Annotated in this window: 12 protein-coding genes; 6 read left to right on the forward strand and 6 right to left on the reverse strand. The window is 34.9% G+C overall.

The annotated features are described in order from the left end of the window. Positions 1-148 precede the first annotated feature (148 nt). The 6 genes from PQO00_RS18610 to PQO00_RS18635 all read left to right on the forward strand — a co-directional run bounded on the left by PQO00_RS18610 (position 149) and on the right by PQO00_RS18635 (position 9294). Positions 149-3502 (forward strand): TonB-dependent receptor, encoded by a 3354-nt coding sequence (locus tag PQO00_RS18610; RefSeq protein ID WP_274186363.1) that lies wholly within the window; start codon positions 149-151, stop codon positions 3500-3502. Between the two features lie 20 nt (positions 3503-3522). After that, entirely contained in the window at positions 3523-5001 is a 1479-nt protein-coding gene (locus PQO00_RS18615) for a RagB/SusD family nutrient uptake outer membrane protein (protein ID WP_274186364.1), read from the forward strand. Between the two features lie 78 nt (positions 5002-5079). Further along, positions 5080-5748, forward strand: a complete 669-nt coding sequence (locus PQO00_RS18620) for a hypothetical protein (RefSeq protein WP_274186365.1) — start codon at positions 5080-5082, stop codon at positions 5746-5748. A 13-nt stretch (positions 5749-5761) separates the two neighbouring features. Then, positions 5762-6970, forward strand: coding sequence for a TlpA disulfide reductase family protein (locus PQO00_RS18625; RefSeq protein WP_274186366.1), 1209 nt, complete (start codon positions 5762-5764; stop codon positions 6968-6970). A gap of 19 nt (positions 6971-6989) precedes the next feature. Beyond that, positions 6990-8066, forward strand: coding sequence for a TlpA disulfide reductase family protein (locus PQO00_RS18630; protein ID WP_274186367.1), 1077 nt, complete (start codon positions 6990-6992; stop codon positions 8064-8066). A gap of 31 nt (positions 8067-8097) precedes the next feature. Continuing rightward, positions 8098-9294, forward strand: a complete 1197-nt coding sequence (locus PQO00_RS18635) for a TlpA disulfide reductase family protein (protein ID WP_274186368.1) — start codon at positions 8098-8100, stop codon at positions 9292-9294. Positions 9295-9470: 176 nt separating this feature from the next. Here PQO00_RS18635 and PQO00_RS18640 read toward each other — a convergent pair whose 3' ends face one another. The 6 genes from PQO00_RS18640 to PQO00_RS18665 form a co-directional block, all read right to left on the reverse strand. Beyond that, a complete protein-coding gene (locus tag PQO00_RS18640; protein WP_274186369.1) occupies positions 9471-10661 on the reverse strand; it encodes a TlpA disulfide reductase family protein in 1191 nt (396 codons plus the stop codon). A gap of 103 nt (positions 10662-10764) precedes the next feature. Next, positions 10765-11625, reverse strand: coding sequence for a serine protease (locus PQO00_RS18645; RefSeq protein WP_274186370.1), 861 nt, complete (start codon positions 11623-11625; stop codon positions 10765-10767). 152 nt (positions 11626-11777) lie between these two features. Further along, positions 11778-13277 (reverse strand): PKD-like family lipoprotein, encoded by a 1500-nt coding sequence (locus PQO00_RS18650; RefSeq protein ID WP_274186371.1) that lies wholly within the window; start codon positions 13275-13277, stop codon positions 11778-11780. 18 nt (positions 13278-13295) lie between these two features. Then, positions 13296-14030, reverse strand: coding sequence for a DUF4843 domain-containing protein (locus PQO00_RS18655; protein WP_274186372.1), 735 nt, complete (start codon positions 14028-14030; stop codon positions 13296-13298). A 38-nt stretch (positions 14031-14068) separates the two neighbouring features. Continuing rightward, entirely contained in the window at positions 14069-15550 is a 1482-nt protein-coding gene (locus PQO00_RS18660; RefSeq protein WP_274186373.1) for a RagB/SusD family nutrient uptake outer membrane protein, read from the reverse strand. Positions 15551-15552: 2 nt separating this feature from the next. Then, positions 15553-18900, reverse strand: coding sequence for a SusC/RagA family TonB-linked outer membrane protein (locus PQO00_RS18665; RefSeq protein ID WP_274186374.1), 3348 nt, complete (start codon positions 18898-18900; stop codon positions 15553-15555). Between the last annotated feature and the right edge of the window lie 61 nt (positions 18901-18961).

Genomic DNA, 18961 nt, shown 5'->3' on the forward strand with positions numbered 1-18961 from the left:
GTAAAACACTTTATCCCCCTTTTATGTATTACTAATTAATTAAATGTTTAACTAACTAATAACATGCAAATTTATGGAAATTAAATTAACCAATGTTCTTTTCTTCCCGATAGCTATCGGGATTAGAAAAAAACTAATAACAAGCATTATGAGAACATTTCTATTCTTATTATGTACAACGGCTTTTGGCTTTACATCTAGTAATGTTTTATCACAGAATGCTAAAATTAATATTGAGGCAAATAAAACGGTTACTGTTGACGAAGTTTTCGATATAATAATGAGCCAGACCGACTACACCTTTATTTATCAAATAGACATGTTTAAAGACTTCCCTAAAGTAAAACTTGAAAAAGGAGTTATTAGGGCCAATAAGCTATTGCAAAAAAGCTTGTCAAGAGGGAGTTTCAATTTCAATTTTACAACTAACAATACTATTGTTATTAATGAGTCTGCTCCAGTTACATTGCAAGAAACAACAATTTCAGGACAAGTAGTTGGTGAAAACGGTATGCCTTTAGCAGGTATAACAGTTTATGTAACTAATCAAAAACTAGCAGGAGAACGCATAAACCAAGACTTTTTAGTACGCGGAGTAGCCACCGATTTTGATGGTAATTTTTCTTTGTTAGCAGAAGTAGGCTACTATTTAGTTGCTTCAGGGTTAGGGTACGAGTTTTATACCGAACAAATTACCGCAGATAAAAAAGTTTATAATATCAGTTTAAAAGAAAAAGCCAGTGCTTTAGATGAAGTGCTTGTTGTAGGTTATGGTACAATCGAAAGGAAAGACCTAACAGGTTCTGTAGGTTCGGTTAAATCTGAAGATATTCAACAAACAAAAGCCCAAACGATTGATCAAACTTTGGGTGGTAGAATAGCGGGAGTACACGTATCTGGGCAGACTGGAGGACCTGGAAGTGGAGCTATTGTACATATTAGAGGCCTTAGCCAATTACGTGGTGATAACCAACCCCTTTATGTAGTTGATGGAGTTCCTATTGTGATAAACCCACAATTTTCTGACATTGGAAGTATTGGGGTTTTTGGTGATAGAGAAAACCCTTTGTTAAGTATTAATCCCGCCGATATAGAACGTGTCGATGTGCTTAAGGATGCTTCTTCGGCAGCTATTTACGGTTCTAGGGCCGCTAACGGAGTGATTCTAATTACCACCAAAAGAGGGAAACGAAATCAAGCGCCAAGATTTAATTTCTCATATAATACAACCATTCAAAATCCAACAAATACCTATGATATGCTTAACGCCAGTCAGTTTAAGGATTTCATTACAGAACAAGGTATGGATGGTGCTATAACATTTGGTAATGCAAATACCGATTGGCAAGAGGAGATAACTAATAACAATGCCATTTGGAATCAATATGATTTAGGCGTTTCTGGAGGGACAGAACATATTAATTATTTAGTATCTGCAAGGGTTTCTGACCAAGAAGGACTTATGTTGGGCACTAAATTTACCAGATATAACTTTACAAGTAGTTTAGACGCAACGCTTTCTGAAAGAATTAGAGTAGGTACTAACATTACCTATAACCACTCGACAAATAAGCGGTCTGGTTTAGGCAGTTTGGCTTCTGGTGCATTTTTTAGACCAGACCTCCCTGTATTTAACGACGATGGTTCCTATTCTACAGCACCTGGTTCTTTTGGACTAATTCTTAGAAATCCAGTTGGAGATGTCGGTAAGGAAAGTGATAAGGCAATTTCTCAAAATATTCTGGGATCTGTTTATGGAGAGTATAAAATAATAGATGGTTTAAGGTTCAGATCGCAATTAAGTGTGAATCTTAATAATGACAGAAGTTCTCAATTTAGTCCGTCGTTTACGTTATCTGCTTTATATGGAGCGTTCCTTGGAACAGAAGGTGCCTTGTTGGATGTACAACATACCTCTGGTATAAGCACTTCATTTGCCAATACTTTAAATTATAATAGAACTTTTGGAGACCATACTATTGATGTTGTAGGTGGTGTATCGTGGGATCATTCCAGATTAGATTTAGAGTCTCAAAGTTATGCGGGCTTTCCCGATGATGAAATATTGACCAATATTAATTCGGCCAATGATTTCGTTAGCGCTTCGAGTGATGCTACTGAAACGGCTTTAAACTCAATATTTGGAAGAGTAAACTACAATTATAAAGGCCGTTATCTTGCAACTTTTACAGCAAGGTCTGACGGCTCTATAAAATTTGGGCCTGATAACCAACGCGGATTTTTCCCTTCTGGAGCTTTAGCTTGGAATATGCATAATGAAGCCTTTTTAAAAGATAATGACATTATAAGTCAATTAAAACTACGTGCGAGTATGGGAAGAACAGGATCTGATAATTTACCAGCGTTTTCATTTCTTGCAACGTATAAATCTTTAGGTAATGGCGATTCATTTTATGATGGTCAAAACGGAATTGCCGTTGAGGGCGTTCCAAATTCGGCGATTAGATGGGAAGAAACCGACCAACTGGATTTTGGTCTGGAGTTTGGCTTATTTAATGGCAGATTAAATGGTGAAATCTCATATTTTGAAAAAAACACAAACGATATTATTTTATTGGTGCCCATACCTGGGCAAACTGGAGCCTCAGAATGGAATGCTAATATTGCCGATGTAAGTAACACAGGTTGGGAAATTGCCGTTGGAGGCGATGTGGTTAGAAACAAAAATTTTATTTGGAACTCGTCTTTTAATATCTCTTTTGTTAAAAACAATGTGGATGCCCTAAAAGGAGGGCAAGCAACGTCTTTTGGAAACACAGGTATTATTGAAGGCGAACCTATTGGTGTTATTAGCGGTTGGGATGTCGTTTCCATTGCACAAACACAAGCCGAAGTTGACGCTTTAAATAATGGGGCTCCAGATGGGAATTATTATAGCGGACTCACACAACCCGGTGATTATATTTATAGAGATGTAGATGGCGACGGTGAAATAACAAATGACGATAGAACCGTTTTAGGCGATATTAATCCAGAATATTTTGGTGGTTGGAACAATACTATAACTTATAAGGACTTTGATTTCACTTTTAATTTCCAATTTGTTCAAGGCAACGAGAAAGATTGGCAACGAGGAGCAAACGAGTTTTCTGGTGTCAACCCCAATAATAATGTAACAACAGCGGTATTCGATACATGGACACCAGATAACACAGATGCTAATTATGCACGTATAGGATCCGGGACACATAGCTCATTTCCTTCTACAAGCAAAAATGTTTTAGACGGCTCTTATATTAAATTGCGTTCGGCGTCTTTAGGCTATAATTTTCCAAAAGAATGGCTAAAGAATACAGGTGTAGATAATGTAAAACTAACACTTAGTGGTAACAATTTGTTTACAATTACCAATTATCCAGGGATAGATCCGGAAAGTGTTGATTCACAACAGGGGGGTGCGACTGTTGGCTTATTAAGAGATGGTGGCTTCTCGTATCCTCAAGCAAGAACCTTTACTATTGGGTTTAATTTAAGCTTCTAATAACTTTTAATACTTAAGACATGAAAAAACAATATATATACAGAGTAATCTTAAGCATAACAATAATATGCTTTTCATCTTGCCAGTTAGCAGAAGATTTAGACGATTTTGAACCTTTATTTGCACTTGAAGCAGAAACCGCCATTAATAATGAAGCTACAGCAGATTTGGCATTAGCTGGTGCTTATGCAGGATTCCGCCAGCGAAGTGGTGGGTCTGGAAATCCAGAAATGTATTTAATCCCTTCAATTATGAGTGGGGTAGCATCCCCTCATCCTATTTTTAATAACGGAGCAGAAGCAACAGGGTATGCAGATAACAATCCAATTACTGTAGGAGCTAGCTCTGGATTAGGAGCCTATACACGCATGTACGATTTGATAAATAGATGTAATTGGCTTATAGAAAAAGTAACCGAGTTGTCAAGTGATGTATTCGAGACCCCTGAGAGGCAGACAGAAATTCTTGCCGAGGCTAAAGCATTAAGAGCAACCGCTAACTTTTATTTGTTAAGGCTATTTGGTCAATTTTACGATACCGGCTCTGTATATGGTATAACGCTTAGATCTGAGCCTGCAAGAAATGCCGACGCATTCCCAAGAAATTCTGTAGCCGATGTATATGCGGCGATTATTGCAGATTTAGACGATGCCATTGCTGGAACACCAGATTTAAGAACTAAATATTATGTGAATAAAACCTATGCTAAAGGCTTAAAAGCAAAAGTTTTGCTATATCAAGGCGATTATGCTGCAGCGGCAACTTTAGCTAAAGATGTGATTGATAACTCTGGTCCTAATTTCGCACTGGCAACAGCCTATGGCGACATATTTTTAGATCATACAACGCCAGCATTATTTGATAGCCCCGAAGTTTTGTTTGGTTCAAAAGGACAACCCCAAGAAGGTTTGGGTATTGGTAATTATACGGGCTTTTGGGCAAGTGCCACACAAGCATTCGTTGATTTTGCAGCAGCATCTACAACCGTTGGCGCTCAAAATATTGTACATGATGGTACACGTATAGCCACTACAATTTTTGATGCTGGATTTTATGGTTTGGATACGTTTAAGTTTAATAATGCACCTACAGACCAATATGAGATGATTTATCATTTACGAATGGCAGAAATTTACCTAATTTTAGCCGAGGCAGATGCCCGTGCTAATAGTACAGTAACAACAAACGCCTTAGATGCCTTAAACGCCATCCGCATAAGAGCGGGCGCAACCACTACAGGGGGCGACGGTTTTGAAACCTACCCAGCAACTATCACTCTAACTGAGTTTTTGGAAGCCGTACGTATTGAAAAATATGTTGAATTAGGCCTTGAGTCTGGCGAAGAATGGTTCGATTTGGTACGCTATCATTTTGTAGATGGTTTTGACGTTTCATCCGTAAAAGCATCAGCTACCAATCCAGACAAATTTATTTTGCCAATTGATGGAATCACTATCGATGCAGGTGGTGGTGTAGTAGAGCAAAACCCAAGTTACTAACAACTCAACTACCAGCCTTTTACTAACATCAAGAGGCTGGTTTTTATGCTTTTTAATCGCATTAGGTTTTTATTATAAATGAAACAAATAGCTATCTCAATATTGTTAATGTTGTGCTTTAATAGTCTACAAGCACAAAACTGCAAAGTACTGCTTCATACTATTAATGAATCTTACTCTGGGGATTGTAAAAAAGGTAAAGCCCATGGTCAAGGTATAGCAAAGGGAACAGATACCTATAATGGGCAGTTTAAAAAAGGCCTTCCCAATGGTTTTGGAACTTATACTTGGAGTAATGGAAATGTTTATGAAGGCGCCTTTAAAAAAGGTAAAAAAGAAGGTCAAGGCAAACTCACTTTTAAAAACGATAGTATAATTACAGGTTTTTGGAAAAAAGATGTTTATCTCGGACTATTTGAAAAACCTTATACGAAAATAGATAAGTCGCAAAATGTATCGGCGTTTAATCTGGTTAAGGTTCAAGACGATATGAATAGCTTACGATTCTATGTTAAAATAAATCAAAAATATGAAAAGTCCCCACATATGAATATTGTAGTGCATTCTGGACAATACCAATCGCAATTAAACAACAATGATTTTGTCGAGCTTACCAATGTCATTTTCCCTATAAAATTAAAAGCCTATTACAAACAAGATTTTATTGAAATAGAAATATTTCAACCTGGTCTTTGGGAAATCAGAACAGATATAACGCTCATGAAGGGATTAAATACACAAAATTAAATCAAACAAAAAAATGAAAAAAATAATCATAATCACTTTAGTATCATTATTTATTATAAGCTGTAAAACCGAAAAACCATTGGAAGACGGAAAGTGTCGCATTAAAGGGACTATAACAGGATTAACTAATGGAGAAATTTATGTATTCATCAATTCTCCTAAAGTAGATACCATTAAAGTGGTCAATGGAAAATTTCAATTCGAAAATGAAATAAAAGAATCTGTTTCGCGTATTTATCTGACCAAAGATGCTAATGCCAAAGGTATGGACCCAAAAACAGGAGTAGGCTTGTATATAGAACCAACCATTATGAACCTGAGTGTAGATTACGAGAATTTTTCAAAATCTAAATTAGCAGGTTGCAAAACCCAAGATGATAATTACCGTCTTGATGCCATAAGAAAAGACATTGCTTCTAAGTACCAAAAAGAGCAGGAGATTTTTGATGCCGTAAGGGAAAAATATAATAAAGCAAGTGCAGCCAATGCAAGTGCCGATGAATTGGAAGCTATTAAATATGAAGATGATGAAGCTAGAGGCAAATTGGCGCCAATGTGGGAAGAGCAAAGTGAGGCAACCCTTAAATTTATTGAGGACAACCCAAAATCTTATGTAAGCGTGAACAGCCTTTTATTTCTATTGGGTAATATGAAATATGATAAGGCAAGAGCACTGTACGATAGTTTCAACCCACTTTACACCAATACCGAATCTGGAAAACACTTGTTAACCGAGATTGAAAATATGAAAAAAGGCATTCCAGGCGCTTTGGCTGGAAACTTTGATACCATTGATATTAATGGCAACCCTTTAAGATTAGCCGATTTTAAAGGGCAATATTTCCTTATTGATTTTTGGGCGTCTTGGTGTGTGCCCTGTAGAAAAGGAAATCCTCACTTGCTAGATCTATATGCTAAATACAATCCTAAAGGATTTGAAATATTGGGGGTTTCTGACGACGATCGTAATCATGATGCATGGAGAAAAGCTGTCGATAAAGATAAAATTGGTGTTTGGCGTCATGTGTTAAGAGGCCTAAAAATGAAGAATGGCAGACCAGATTTTAATGATAAATCTACTGATATCAGTGAAGGTTACAACATTAGCTCCTTACCAACTAAAATTTTAGTAGATCCAGAAGGTGTTATCATTGGCCGTTACGGTGGTGGTGGCGAAGATGATGCCGCTATGGACAAAAAATTAGTTGAAATTTTTAATTAAACACCATGAAAATTTGGCAATGAAAACATTAAAATTAAGCTTATATCTAATTACGATTTTCTCCTCTGTGAATTTTGGTTTTGCACAAAATGTAATTGTAAAAGGAGATTTAACAGGTAGTGAAGATAAGAAGTTTGTTATATCTTATTTAAAAGAAGGAGAATATACAAAAGATACCATTCAACCTATAGAAGGCAAGTTTACTTGGAGAACAAAAATGGATGAGCCTCAAAAAGTAAATTTGTACTTTAAGATGAGTTACTTTGATTTTTTTGTGGAACCTGGAACAATGACTTTAACAGGAACTGTGGGAGATTACGAATCTTATAAAGTTACAGGGTCTTCAATTCAGGATGAAGCAGAAGCTTATTACAAATCAATAAGTGATATTACACAACCCTTAAATGAGGCATATCAAGAACTGCATAGTGTTGCGGAAGAAAACAAACTTACAGTAGAAAAGAAAATTGAAGATTTAAGGGCGTTGCGTGACCAAAAGGCTAAAAAATATATAGCCAAAAACCCTGAAAGTATGTTTAGCTTGAATTTGGTAAGCGATAAAACTATTGTAAATGATTATGAAGATGTTGTAATATTATATGATTTACTTGATGCAAAAGTGTTAAAAACAAATGCGGGTAAAAAATTAACAGAGAGGATGAAGATCCTTAAGCGAAGTGCTATTGGAGCAAGCATTCCAAATTTCGTTCAAAAAAATGTGAAAGGCACTCCTGTTAATTTAAGCAGCTATAAAGGAAAATATCTTTTTATAGATTTTTGGGCAAGTTGGTGTGGTCCTTGCCGTGCAGAAAATCCAAATGTGTTAAAAGCGTATAATAACTACAAGGACAAAAATTTTACGGTACTTGGTGTGTCACTCGATAATAAAGAGGATAAATGGAAACAGGCCATTGAAAAAGACAATTTGCCATGGGTTCAAATTTCAGACCTGAAAGGCTTTGAAAATGAAATTTCAACTTATTTTGGCATTAGGGCCATTCCTCAAACATTATTAATTAGTCCGGAAGGTAGCATAATTGCTAAAAATCTCAGGGGAGCAATGTTGCATGAAAAGCTAGCTGAAATATTAGATTAAAAGAATTAAATATTTTAATAAATAAATTATAATGAAAATACGTGCGACATTTATTGTGGTTATGTCATTGTTGTTGTTATCGAGTTGTAATTCTGCAAGAAATAACAATGTTTCCAACACAACAAAAGAATATAAAATAAAGGGAGCCATAAAAGGGCTTAATGACGGATTTTTTGTAACAGGAAAAATTATTGGAGTAGATAGCGGAACCATTATTATATATCAACAAGATACTATTACGTTAGAGAATAACACTTTTACTTATAAAGGGAAACTTGAAGGCGCAACAAACCAGTATTTTAGAGTTAATGATAAATACTATTTTAGCTTATTGCTCGCTAACGAAACCTTTAAGGTTACCGTAGATGTTAGTAAAGCTGATGACAGAGGAAACATCAATGATATTGAAATTGTCGGTTCAGCAATTAACGATGAATTTAAAAAGGTAAATGATGTTGTACGGAATACCCCAGAAGCAAAAAAGCTAAACAAACTTTTTGAAGTTGGTAAAACTTTAAAAAAAGGAACAGATACGTATAAGCTAAACTATGGAGCACTTTCAGATGCCAGGGAAGCTTCAAGAAAAGTACAGGCAGCCTATATAAAAAACTACGCTTTAAATAACCCTAATTCTGTGGTTGCAGCCTATTATATGCGTTTTCAAGCTAATGAAGTTGACCAAACCTTTGAAGAGTACAAAAAAATTGTTGAAGGTTTTAGCGATGCCGTAAAAAAATCAAGTTTTTATAAACCATTAAAGGATAAATTAGAAGGCCTTAAGAGAACGGCTATTGGAGAAATAGCCCCAGATTTTATGCTTAAAACAGATAAAGGAGAAGATTTCACCTTATCCTCTTTACGAGGCGAAAAAATTGTATTGGTCGATTTTTGGGCATCGTGGTGCTTACCTTGTAGAAAGTCGTACCCACACTTAAAAAAGGTTTATAAAAAATATAAAAACAAAGGTTTTGAAGTGGTTGCTGTGACCAACGATAGTAACCACGACCAGTGGAAAAAAGCCATTACGGAAGATGGTTTGGAATGGATACAAGTAGCAGATGTTTTTCCTCCTCGTGGCAGTGAGGTTATGACTGCCAAGGTTATTACGGCTTATGCTGCACCATATTTACCGTCAACCTATCTTTTGGATAGGGAAGGGAAAACTTTGGCAAAACACTTGCAAGGTGAAGCATTAGACAGAAAGTTGGAAGAAATTTTTGGTTTTTAAAACCAGACAATGTTATGCTAATTTAGTAAGTTGAGATAAAAACACTGAAACAAAACCTCCACTGAAAAGTAAATTCCCAGTGAACGTTTTATTCTATGTCATTAATTATCTTGAAATTTATAAACCTATTTTATCATGTTTCTAAAAAACATATATTTCTTTTAGGCTAAAACTGTTTAAAAACCAAATATTGCCTTTAACTTATTTCCTAGATCTTCACCTCTTACATTATCTGCAATCATTCTACCCTCTCCATCTATCAAATAGGTGGTAGGAACTGATGTTACTTTATATAGGCCAGCCACATCATTATCATTAAAATTAGGCCATTTCATGTTTTCTTCTTTCAAAGCTTTCTGCCATGCTTTTGGATCTTTATCGATAGAAATACTAACAACATCAAATCCACTATCAACATACTTTTCGTAGTTAGCTTTCACATTAGGTAATTCCTTTCTACAAGGCGCACACCAAGAAGCCCAAAAATCAATCAAAACAACTTTTTTGCCTTTAATTAAATCTTTAAGTGTATAAGTTTTCCCTGAATCATCTGTAGTAGTAAAATCTGGAATTTTTTCTCCAATACGGTTAGCCGGATACAGAAGTTCTTCTACCATTTTTCCATAATAACTTTCCTTGGCCTCTTTCGACATACCATCAAAAGCAGGTCTTGCTTCTGGTGTAAAGTATGAATAAAAATTCATCATCATCAATGGTCCCCAAAATGATTGACTATTAGCCTCGAATACTTTTTGATAATTAGTTTCTATCATCTTAAAAAAATTACTTTCAGCCATAGACAATTGCTTGTATTCTTCGAGTTTCATAACAGAATCTAATTGTTTCTTATCGTTTTTACTTCTGGCATCTCTTAGCAGGCCACTAACATAGGAATGCTCTTTTCCCATACGGGTATGAAGCTCATTCATTTCTTCTCTTACAGATATTTGACTTTTAAAATAATTATGATTTTCTGATCCAGTCACAGATACATCTTTATATTTGTATATTTTAGATTCTTTACTCTTGAATGCATGCTTCTCAACTTTACCCTCAACGGTAATAATGGCATTTTCAATCATTATTTTATAAAAATCCTCGTCATCTCCTACTACTAAATAATACAATCGAGGTTCTGGCATGACCCCTTTAAAACTAAAGTTTTCTTTTTCAATTATAGTTTCTGCTTCTGGTTTCATTTTGTGCATGGCAAATGGCACTAAAGCCATTTTTGTTCCGTCTGTCGCTCCTTCTAAAGTCCCATTTAAAACATAACCTTTTGGTTTAGCATCATTGTTGCATGACATCAGTACACTACCTAAAAGCAAATGAAGCGTGATAACTATTAAATAATTTTTATTTTTCATAATTTTATTGATTTTTCGTTTTTAACTTATTTTTTTAATGCTTTTTCAAGCGATTTTCTTATTTATTATAAAGAAATATACCTCTTATTTATAATCTTAATAATTAGTCAAATTCTATTAATTGTTTTAATGCTATAACAGGAATTGTATTTCTTAAAACCATTTGTGGATTGTTTTTTTCATTTGGGTTTGGATAAAGGGCTTTTGCAGTAGATACGGTTCCCACGATGTTTCCTTTATTATCAACAACAGGAGCACCACTGGCCCCAATTCCATAATCTGCTGTTATAGCCATATAGCATTGTTCTTTTTCCTTCAATACTTCGGGGTTTCTAATAAAATTTTTGGCTACTATCCCTTCCGAAAAATAATAGGTAATATGAGAAGGATGACCTAAAACATAAACCCGATTACCTTCAGGTAAAAAAGAGCCTAACGACAATGGGCTAAAAACTTTGCCTCGAGTATCTATTTTAACAATAGCTAAGTCGTTTTCTGGACTAGTAGCCAGAATATCTGTAACAAAGTAGGGCTCGTTATTATGGGTTAAGGCTATCAAACCATTTTTTTTCATGTTTGGGCTTGAATACATTTTAACCACATGATAATTAGTAACACATACACCATCGGAACTAATAATATAACCACTGGCCCTAAGCGAATTCGTAACCAATACGACTGTAGAAGGCAATAGTTTTCTATAAACATCAGCGCCTTCAAGTTCTTTTTGGTTGATTTTGGTCTTCTTTAGTTTAATTTTTTTATTTTGTTTGGAAATTAATTTTTTAGAAGCTTCATCTTGTGTTAAAAAACCGCCGTTTTCAATCATATTTTTAACCTTAGCAAAAGACGCTTTCATGCGTTCGTTATTAAGAACAAAATCTATAGATTGATATTGGTTTCCATTCTGACCGATTAGTTCAAGCGTGAAAAAAAAGGCAAAAACAACTAAGCGTAAATTCATTGATTTATAATTGAAAATAAGTATTCGGAAGCATGAACCCTTAAGCACTGTTATCTTCCCTGTTTTTTTAGAAATATACGTTGGGTATATTAAACCCTGTCCTGTAAAATTTAGAACAGGGCTATAATTTGAATTTATAATCTAAAAGTTACTTAGTCTTTGTAATCCATATCAACAATCTGTCCGAAACCGTCGTATTGCTCACCAAGAGTCATCTCCCCTGTACCTGATAAATTTAGTTCATAGACATGCCCTTCATTACCATCCCAAGTTGCTACCATCATTACATTTGGGTCATTATCATCTATCTCCATTACGGTTATCGTTTCTCCCCCCGGAAAAGTGAATTTATCACCTATAATTAAACCCGAAGGAATATCGTATAAGTATATGCCGTCTCCTACACCGTAGTACATTCTCTGCAGTGTTTTTGAACTTTTAAAAGTCGTACTATTAACAACCTCTGGAGCAGTGGACATTAGTTGATATAATTGAGCTGGTTCTGTTGCATTTAACCTAACCTGGAGCATATAATACACATTACTTTCATCTTTCATAACGGCATTAATTAAATTTTGCTCATTAGCCGTTTCCATATATATCATTTCCAAACCTACATTATTCATATCAAAAGGGGCTCCATTAGAAACTGGAGGAAACTGTTTTAATAAAGGAGATAAGCCACTAGATAGGTATAGAAAATACTGTCCTTGATTGTCATAAATTGCCGCAGGGTATGGCACACCGTATACATCTCCAGTGGCAACAAAAGGAGCTACAGAGTAATTATCCCCCACATCGTTAGGAAAAGCCATTGGGTCTCCATATTTTTTATCTCCAGGAAAACCACCTCGAACCTGTAAATGCACTTTACCGCCATTAATAATAAATCCGTTAGAGGTTTCCTGCCAAACATGATATTCAGGGTGTAAAACTGATGGTGCATTCCAAAATAGCTCTTCTAAATTAGATACATTCAGTAATTCATTATAATCCAATTGCACCCCACTATTTTCTGAAAGAATAGTAATTTCATCTGTACCATATGGAAAATTTGAAACGACCAGTTGACGTAACGGGATTTCCAAAGGCTTACTGGGGTTAATACTAGAATAAACCTTGTTAAATATATCTCCGTTTGGAAGAATAATAGATAAATCTCCTAGACCATTAGATTCTTCCAATACCAACCATCCTTCGGTAAACTGATTTTGTACTGCTACAAAAAAATGACCAACAGAGGTGACCCCGGTATTTTCATCTGTTACTCGACATACAAATTTCCAGTCCCCTGTAGTTAAACCAACCTTATACTCTAGGTTTCTCTCATTGGAAATAGTAACAACCTCTTCATCAATAGGGGCATTAATGTACCTTTCATCAGTACGCAATGTCCATTCGTACGATAAATTTGTTTCATCTAACTCATGACTTTGGGATATTACTGGATTAATACGCAACGTATCAAACTGAAGCACCGTGGTTGGAGCTTCACTTTCCATCACATTTACAGTTATCTCATTGAAATCAGTCACATCATTAGCGTTATCTGAACTGGAATCACAACTATAATACAACACTGTAATTATTGCAACAAAGAAGTTTATTGCTAGTGATTTAATTTGTATATTTTTATTACTTATTGTTTTCATAATATTATATGTCTTAAATTAATTTGGAAATAGTACCTGATTTCCGTTTTCATCAATCATAGGTCCATTTTCAGCCTCGTATTTTGTCAAGGCTACTAACATTTGCTGTTGAAACGACATCATTTGTGATATGGCTCCTCCAGTTCCCATCGTGATGCTGATCGTTCCAAGCGTTTGCACCATAAATTCATGCTTTCTTATCGAATAGGCCCCATAAAATAAATCTGTAAGACCTCCATACCAATCAGATGGTCGTGTCAATTTATCTGTTATGGTTATTATGTGTTGACTATTTCCTTGATAACCAACAATAAAATCTTCTGACTCCTTCAAGGAAAAATACAAACTCTTGATTTCTTCCTTTAAATCTTCAGTGCGATAAACATATAGAGGAACATACACTTCAAAGGCATTAGCAGGTAATATAATGGGGGTTGGCATATCATAATGCACCCCTTGAATTGCCGTTGAAGAGTCTTCAACTACTAAATTGACCTCGCGATCAAACGCCGCCGCTTGTCCCATTACTCGAATACGAAGTTCTTCGTCTAATGTATCTTTTACTACAGAGGCAGGAGAGACAACAAATGAGTATGCCAAGCTATCTATGTTTTCTTGACCTGCTAACTTATGGAAATAAACCCCTGGTTTTTCTAAATTAAACATCAATTCTTCACTATCAGAACATGATGTTAAAATTATACTACCTGCCATACAGGTAAACATTACTATAAAAAATATGATCTTATTCATGTCGTAAATTATTATTACTAATTATTTTTTTCTTCTCATTAATTATTTCCAAATTCAATTTCTCTTAAAGGAAGGGGGAAAACATACTCCTTATTCGTTATTGGATTTACTTGAGAATCTATTATATTTTGAGCATTTTTACGCTTGTAATAATAGAACAACTGGCCTTCGCTCATAAACTCTTTTCTATACTCCTTAAAAATTTCATCTTCAAGTACTGAAGCATCGATATCTGTTGGGAGTTCTGGAATAAGTCTAGCTTTGCGCACTTCATTTAAATATGCTACCGCAGTCTCTGTATTGGGCTCACTTTCTGCTGCTATATAATACATCTCACTTAAGCGAAGTACTGGAATTAAGTTTGTAATCAAATTAGACATGTTATCATCCTGCCAAAATTTAGCATGCATAAGAACCGATTGGCTATACTGCCATAATTTATTGTATCGAGGATCACTGCTATACCCCGAAGACACTTCAAAAATATTATCGACTTTGTCTTCTGCCACAATTAGTTTTCCACTTAATTCTGCATTTGTATTAGCACTTATTCTAAAATAATTATCTGAAGTAGATCGTAAGTCCACAGCATTAATGGAAAACACATGTTCATAACTAAAAGTTCTGTCATTAAATTCTCCTGTTTCATTCAGTTCTGCTTGTGTCATGAACCTGAAATGACCACTTTCAATGACTTCTACTGCATAACCTAAGGCACTCTCTTTGTTGTCCATATACAGGTATAAACGAGCAAGTAAAGCTTTAGCGGCCCAATAATTCATTCTGTTTTGACGAAATGCGAGAAAGTTATCAATGCCACCTAACTCTCCTGCAGGATTCCTTATTTCATCCATTTCCTGATATTCTGAAAGTAATGTTTCAGATGCAAGCAAATCAATTTCACATGTCGTTAATATTCCCGAGACATTAAGTCTATCTCCATTATCAACAGTAAACGCTTCCATATAAGGTATAGCAGGTGTCCCGTCTGAAGTTACAGGAGACTGACCAAACATGCGTACTAAATCGAAATGTAATAAGGCTCTTAAAGCAAGTGCTTCTCCTTTAACAACACTGTAAGTCACTTCTGAACCAAAAACACCTTTATTTGCATCTATATCTTTTAATATAAAGTTGATCTGTGCAATTGAAGTATACATGTTACTCCATATGGCATCTATCCTAGTCTCAACATCAATATCGTCATATTGATATAAACCTGCTTCAAAAAATATATGGCCTCCTGCTCGAATATCATATTGCTGTGCTAAAACATCTAAAAAGCCTAGAGTAAGGTTTTCTCCATACAATGTATTTTCTGATATTTTTTGATACACCCCATATAAGGCATCTTTATAGCCTTGTTCATTAGAAAAAAGATCCTCTTCTTTTATTTCTGAAGAAGGACTAACATCCAACCACTCTTCGCAAGAAGAGAATAGTAATAATCCTGAACATATTAATAGCATGGCATGCTTATTAAATGTTATTGATTTGTATATAGTTATTATTGCATTCATAATTAAAAAGAAGTTTGAAATTGTAGTGTGAAAGAACGACTAAATGGATAATCAAGACCACGCTCTTGTTTAACTGAAGAAAAGAAGAAACCATCTCCTGTTAACAGTGTGATCTTTGCGTTTTGTAGACCTAATGATTGATTTAATTTTTCTGAAAACCTATAATAAATAGAAGCATTGCTAAGTCTTAACCAATTGTAATCCTGAACAAACCTTGTACTTGCGTAAGTATTAGAAGTAATTGAATAACCATCAGGATCAACCACCCCTTTAAAAAATGTTTCATCTCCAGGTACTCTCCAACGGTCATCATATACCCGCTTATCAACATTATAATTAAGGTCTGCTCCTTCTACTCGATCTACAAGTGTTTGATTATAGGTTTGTCCACCTATTCTATATCCGAAATACAGATTCACACCTACGCCTTTATACTCCATATTCGTTCCGAACGAACCTTCTATGTCTGAACGACTATCTCCTGCCACAATTTGATCAATTGGATTGTAAACGGTTGTATAATTTCCTTCTCGTGTTAAGTATATTTCACGACCAGTTGAAGGATCGATTCCTAAGGAAGGTACTGCCCAAATGGCAGAAGTAGAGCGACCTTCAACATAACGAGGTAGGGGACTAGTTGAAAGTGAATTAGCATTCTCCTCATTTAATTCTTCTAACTTATTAGATATAGACTGTATGGTTCCTTTGGCATGAAATATATTTAAAAATAACGATATTTGATTACGTGAACCCATATCTCTATATAACATATAACGACTTTTAAATTCCCATCCTTTATTAACTACATCTCCAATATTTTCATTGTAAGATGAAAATCCTGTAGATGGCGCTGTCGTTACACTAATAACACTTCCTTGTGTTTTCTCAACAAAATAATCAAAAGTAAGACTCAATTTTCGATCGAAAAACTCTGTATCTAATCCAAAGTTACTTTTAGAAGTTCTTTGCCATTTAAGGTCTTCATTTCCATAGCCTAACAAATAGGTTCCAATATTATATCTATAATCACTATCTGTATAATATTTACTTGTAGTAATTCCCATAAAACTTGGGAAATTTTGAGACCCAGTATAACCATAAGAATATCGTAATTTTAATCTATCAATAAAATTCACATGATCCATAAAAGACTCCTTATGAATATTCCAACCGCCTCCTAAAGACCAAAAAGGCGCAAAACGTTTGTTTGTTCCAAACTGCGAAGAACCATCTAAACGGTAAGAAGCATCCACAAAATACCGGTTATCATAAGCATATCCTCCATTAACAAAATATCCAGCAGTGCGACTTATACTCTCGCTTCCTGAAGGACCTTCATTTTCCGGATATCTATTACCAGCCAATAACTGATCTAAATTCGAGTTAGGAAATCCTTGGACTTTAAATTGTTCTTGAGAAAACTTTGTCTCTAACAAACTCATTCCCAAAGAACCGTAAACGACATGTTTATTAAAAGATTTGTTCACATTACCTATTAAGGATCCATCCAACCTACTCATTCTACCGTAACCCTTTATATATTCTCCACGCTCATAAAATCTTTCTAAAGGTATATTTGTAAAGTCGGTATGTTGTGCTGGTTTAAAATTATCACTTTCATCATTTTGAATTTGATAAGAAATACGACTTGTAAATCGAAGCCAGTTCAAGGCTTTCCACTCGGCTACAAAATTATTTGTAAAATTTCTATAAGACGATTCATCAACAGTATTAAGCGTTGTATTGTATAAAGGATTAACTTGAGAATTAAAAACCTCACCAGTATTGGGAGACAGCACACTCTCTAATAAATGTTTTGTATTTCCTGACGCATCATAGGGAGCCCAATAAGGGTTCATTCTGGCATATTCTCTAAAAGTTCCATAAGGAGAATTAACCCCTTCATTAAACGACACGAGAATCTCGTTACGAAATTTAAAATCTTTAACCCTATAAGAAAGGTAGCCATTGGTAGAAATGTTGCTACGGCTTGACCCTTTCATCGTACCACTATTTTTTTGGTAGTTTAAACCAACACCATATAGTACATTATCTGAAGACCCTCCATCAATATATAGATTTTGCTGTGTACCTAAAGCATTTTGAACTGGAATTGAAAGCCAATCTGTATCAACCCCACTACGGGCAGCAGCCAACCTCTGATTATATAAATAATCTAATTCTTCTCTTACATAAGGAAATGTGTTATTATAAATCCCCCCTGCCTGCTCTAGTTCTAATTTTTGTTCCGCATTTAACAAGTTATAACTACTCAAATCTGGGTTTTCCAATGTAAGAGCACCATTATAACTTACTCTAAAGTTACCGTCTTCGGGCTCCACCGTTTCAATTACAACAATACCGTTTGCTGCGCGAGACCCATATAGTACGGTAGCCGCAGCATCCTTAAGAATCGTAATATTTTGTATACGATTCATATTTAAATCATTTACACGCTGTAAGGTTACTTCAAAACCATTTAGAATAAATAGCGGTACATTAGGAGCACTGGTATAATCAAAAATATCTCCATTTCCACCAGAAGTAATATCTGGCAAACTATTACCACCACGAATTACCACATTTGGTAAAGCATTGGGATTTGACCCTAAATTAATATTTTCCGTAATTTGAAAAGAAGGCTCCAAAACCTGAAGTGTTTTAAGTAAATTATCATTATCAACGGCTTGCAATTCTTCTCTTTTAATTGAAACTGCCGATCCGGTATAGGTTTGTTTAGACCTTTCAAACAATCCAGTAATAACAACTTCCTCTAAACTTTCAACATCTTCTTCCAGAGAAATGTTTAACACGGTCCTACCTTCAAGGGCTATTTCTTGGGTTTTATACCCTATAAAAGAGAATGTTATTTTTTCAGCCTTTTCGGGTAATTCTAGTTTAAAATTACCATCAAAATTGGTATAGGTTCCAGTCGAAGTTCCTGGGATTAAAATAGTAACCCCTGCTAGTGGCAACCCTTTATTATCTGTAACCTTTCCTGAAATGGTTGGGTTTTGAGGAACCAGAGAACTTTCTCCCGAAACAGAATTTCTTGTTTTTAATATTATTTGTTTTTTAAAAATTTCAAATTCAACTGTTGTTCCCTTGAATAATTTTTGCAAAACTTTATCTATCGTCTCTCCTTTACTTGTAAGCGAAGGTATTCTTCTTGACACATCTATTTCTGCTGTATTTGCAAAAAATTTAAAGTCCGAAACTGATTCAATTTCAGTTAATACCTGTTGAACTGAAACTTCCCTTAAATCAAGATTGAATTTTTGTTTTTGGGAGTATGTTTTAGCGTTTATCTGAAACATACAAATAAATAATAATAAGGAGGTTAGTTTCATCTTTAAATCAAAATTGAGAGAGTGAAATTGGGCATAGCAATGCCTGTAAAAGATTTTTTTC

It is taken from the genome of Flavivirga sp. 57AJ16, from assembly GCF_028736925.1.
Taxonomy (GTDB): Bacteria; Bacteroidota; Bacteroidia; order Flavobacteriales; family Flavobacteriaceae; genus Flavivirga.

Bases quoted from the DNA above. Each gene is read 5' to 3' on its own strand.
- PQO00_RS18640 (WP_274186369.1), bottom strand. From the start codon at position 10,661: ATGAAAAATAAAAATTATTTAATAGTTATCACGCTTCATTTGCTTTTA.
- PQO00_RS18645 (WP_274186370.1), bottom strand. From the start codon at position 11,625: ATGAATTTACGCTTAGTTGTTTTTGCCTTTTTTTTCACGCTTGAACTA.
- PQO00_RS18650 (WP_274186371.1), bottom strand. From the start codon at position 13,277: ATGAAAACAATAAGTAATAAAAATATACAAATTAAATCACTAGCAATA.
- PQO00_RS18660 (WP_274186373.1), bottom strand. From the start codon at position 15,550: ATGAATGCAATAATAACTATATACAAATCAATAACATTTAATAAGCAT.
- PQO00_RS18615 (WP_274186364.1), top strand. From the start codon at position 3,523: ATGAAAAAACAATATATATACAGAGTAATCTTAAGCATAACAATAATA.
- PQO00_RS18625 (WP_274186366.1), top strand. From the start codon at position 5,762: ATGAAAAAAATAATCATAATCACTTTAGTATCATTATTTATTATAAGC.
- PQO00_RS18655 (WP_274186372.1), bottom strand. From the start codon at position 14,030: ATGAATAAGATCATATTTTTTATAGTAATGTTTACCTGTATGGCAGGT.
- PQO00_RS18620 (WP_274186365.1), top strand. From the start codon at position 5,080: ATGAAACAAATAGCTATCTCAATATTGTTAATGTTGTGCTTTAATAGT.
- PQO00_RS18665 (WP_274186374.1), bottom strand. From the start codon at position 18,900: ATGAAACTAACCTCCTTATTATTATTTATTTGTATGTTTCAGATAAAC.
- PQO00_RS18635 (WP_274186368.1), top strand. From the start codon at position 8,098: ATGAAAATACGTGCGACATTTATTGTGGTTATGTCATTGTTGTTGTTA.
- PQO00_RS18610 (WP_274186363.1), top strand. From the start codon at position 149: ATGAGAACATTTCTATTCTTATTATGTACAACGGCTTTTGGCTTTACA.
- PQO00_RS18630 (WP_274186367.1), top strand. From the start codon at position 6,990: ATGAAAACATTAAAATTAAGCTTATATCTAATTACGATTTTCTCCTCT.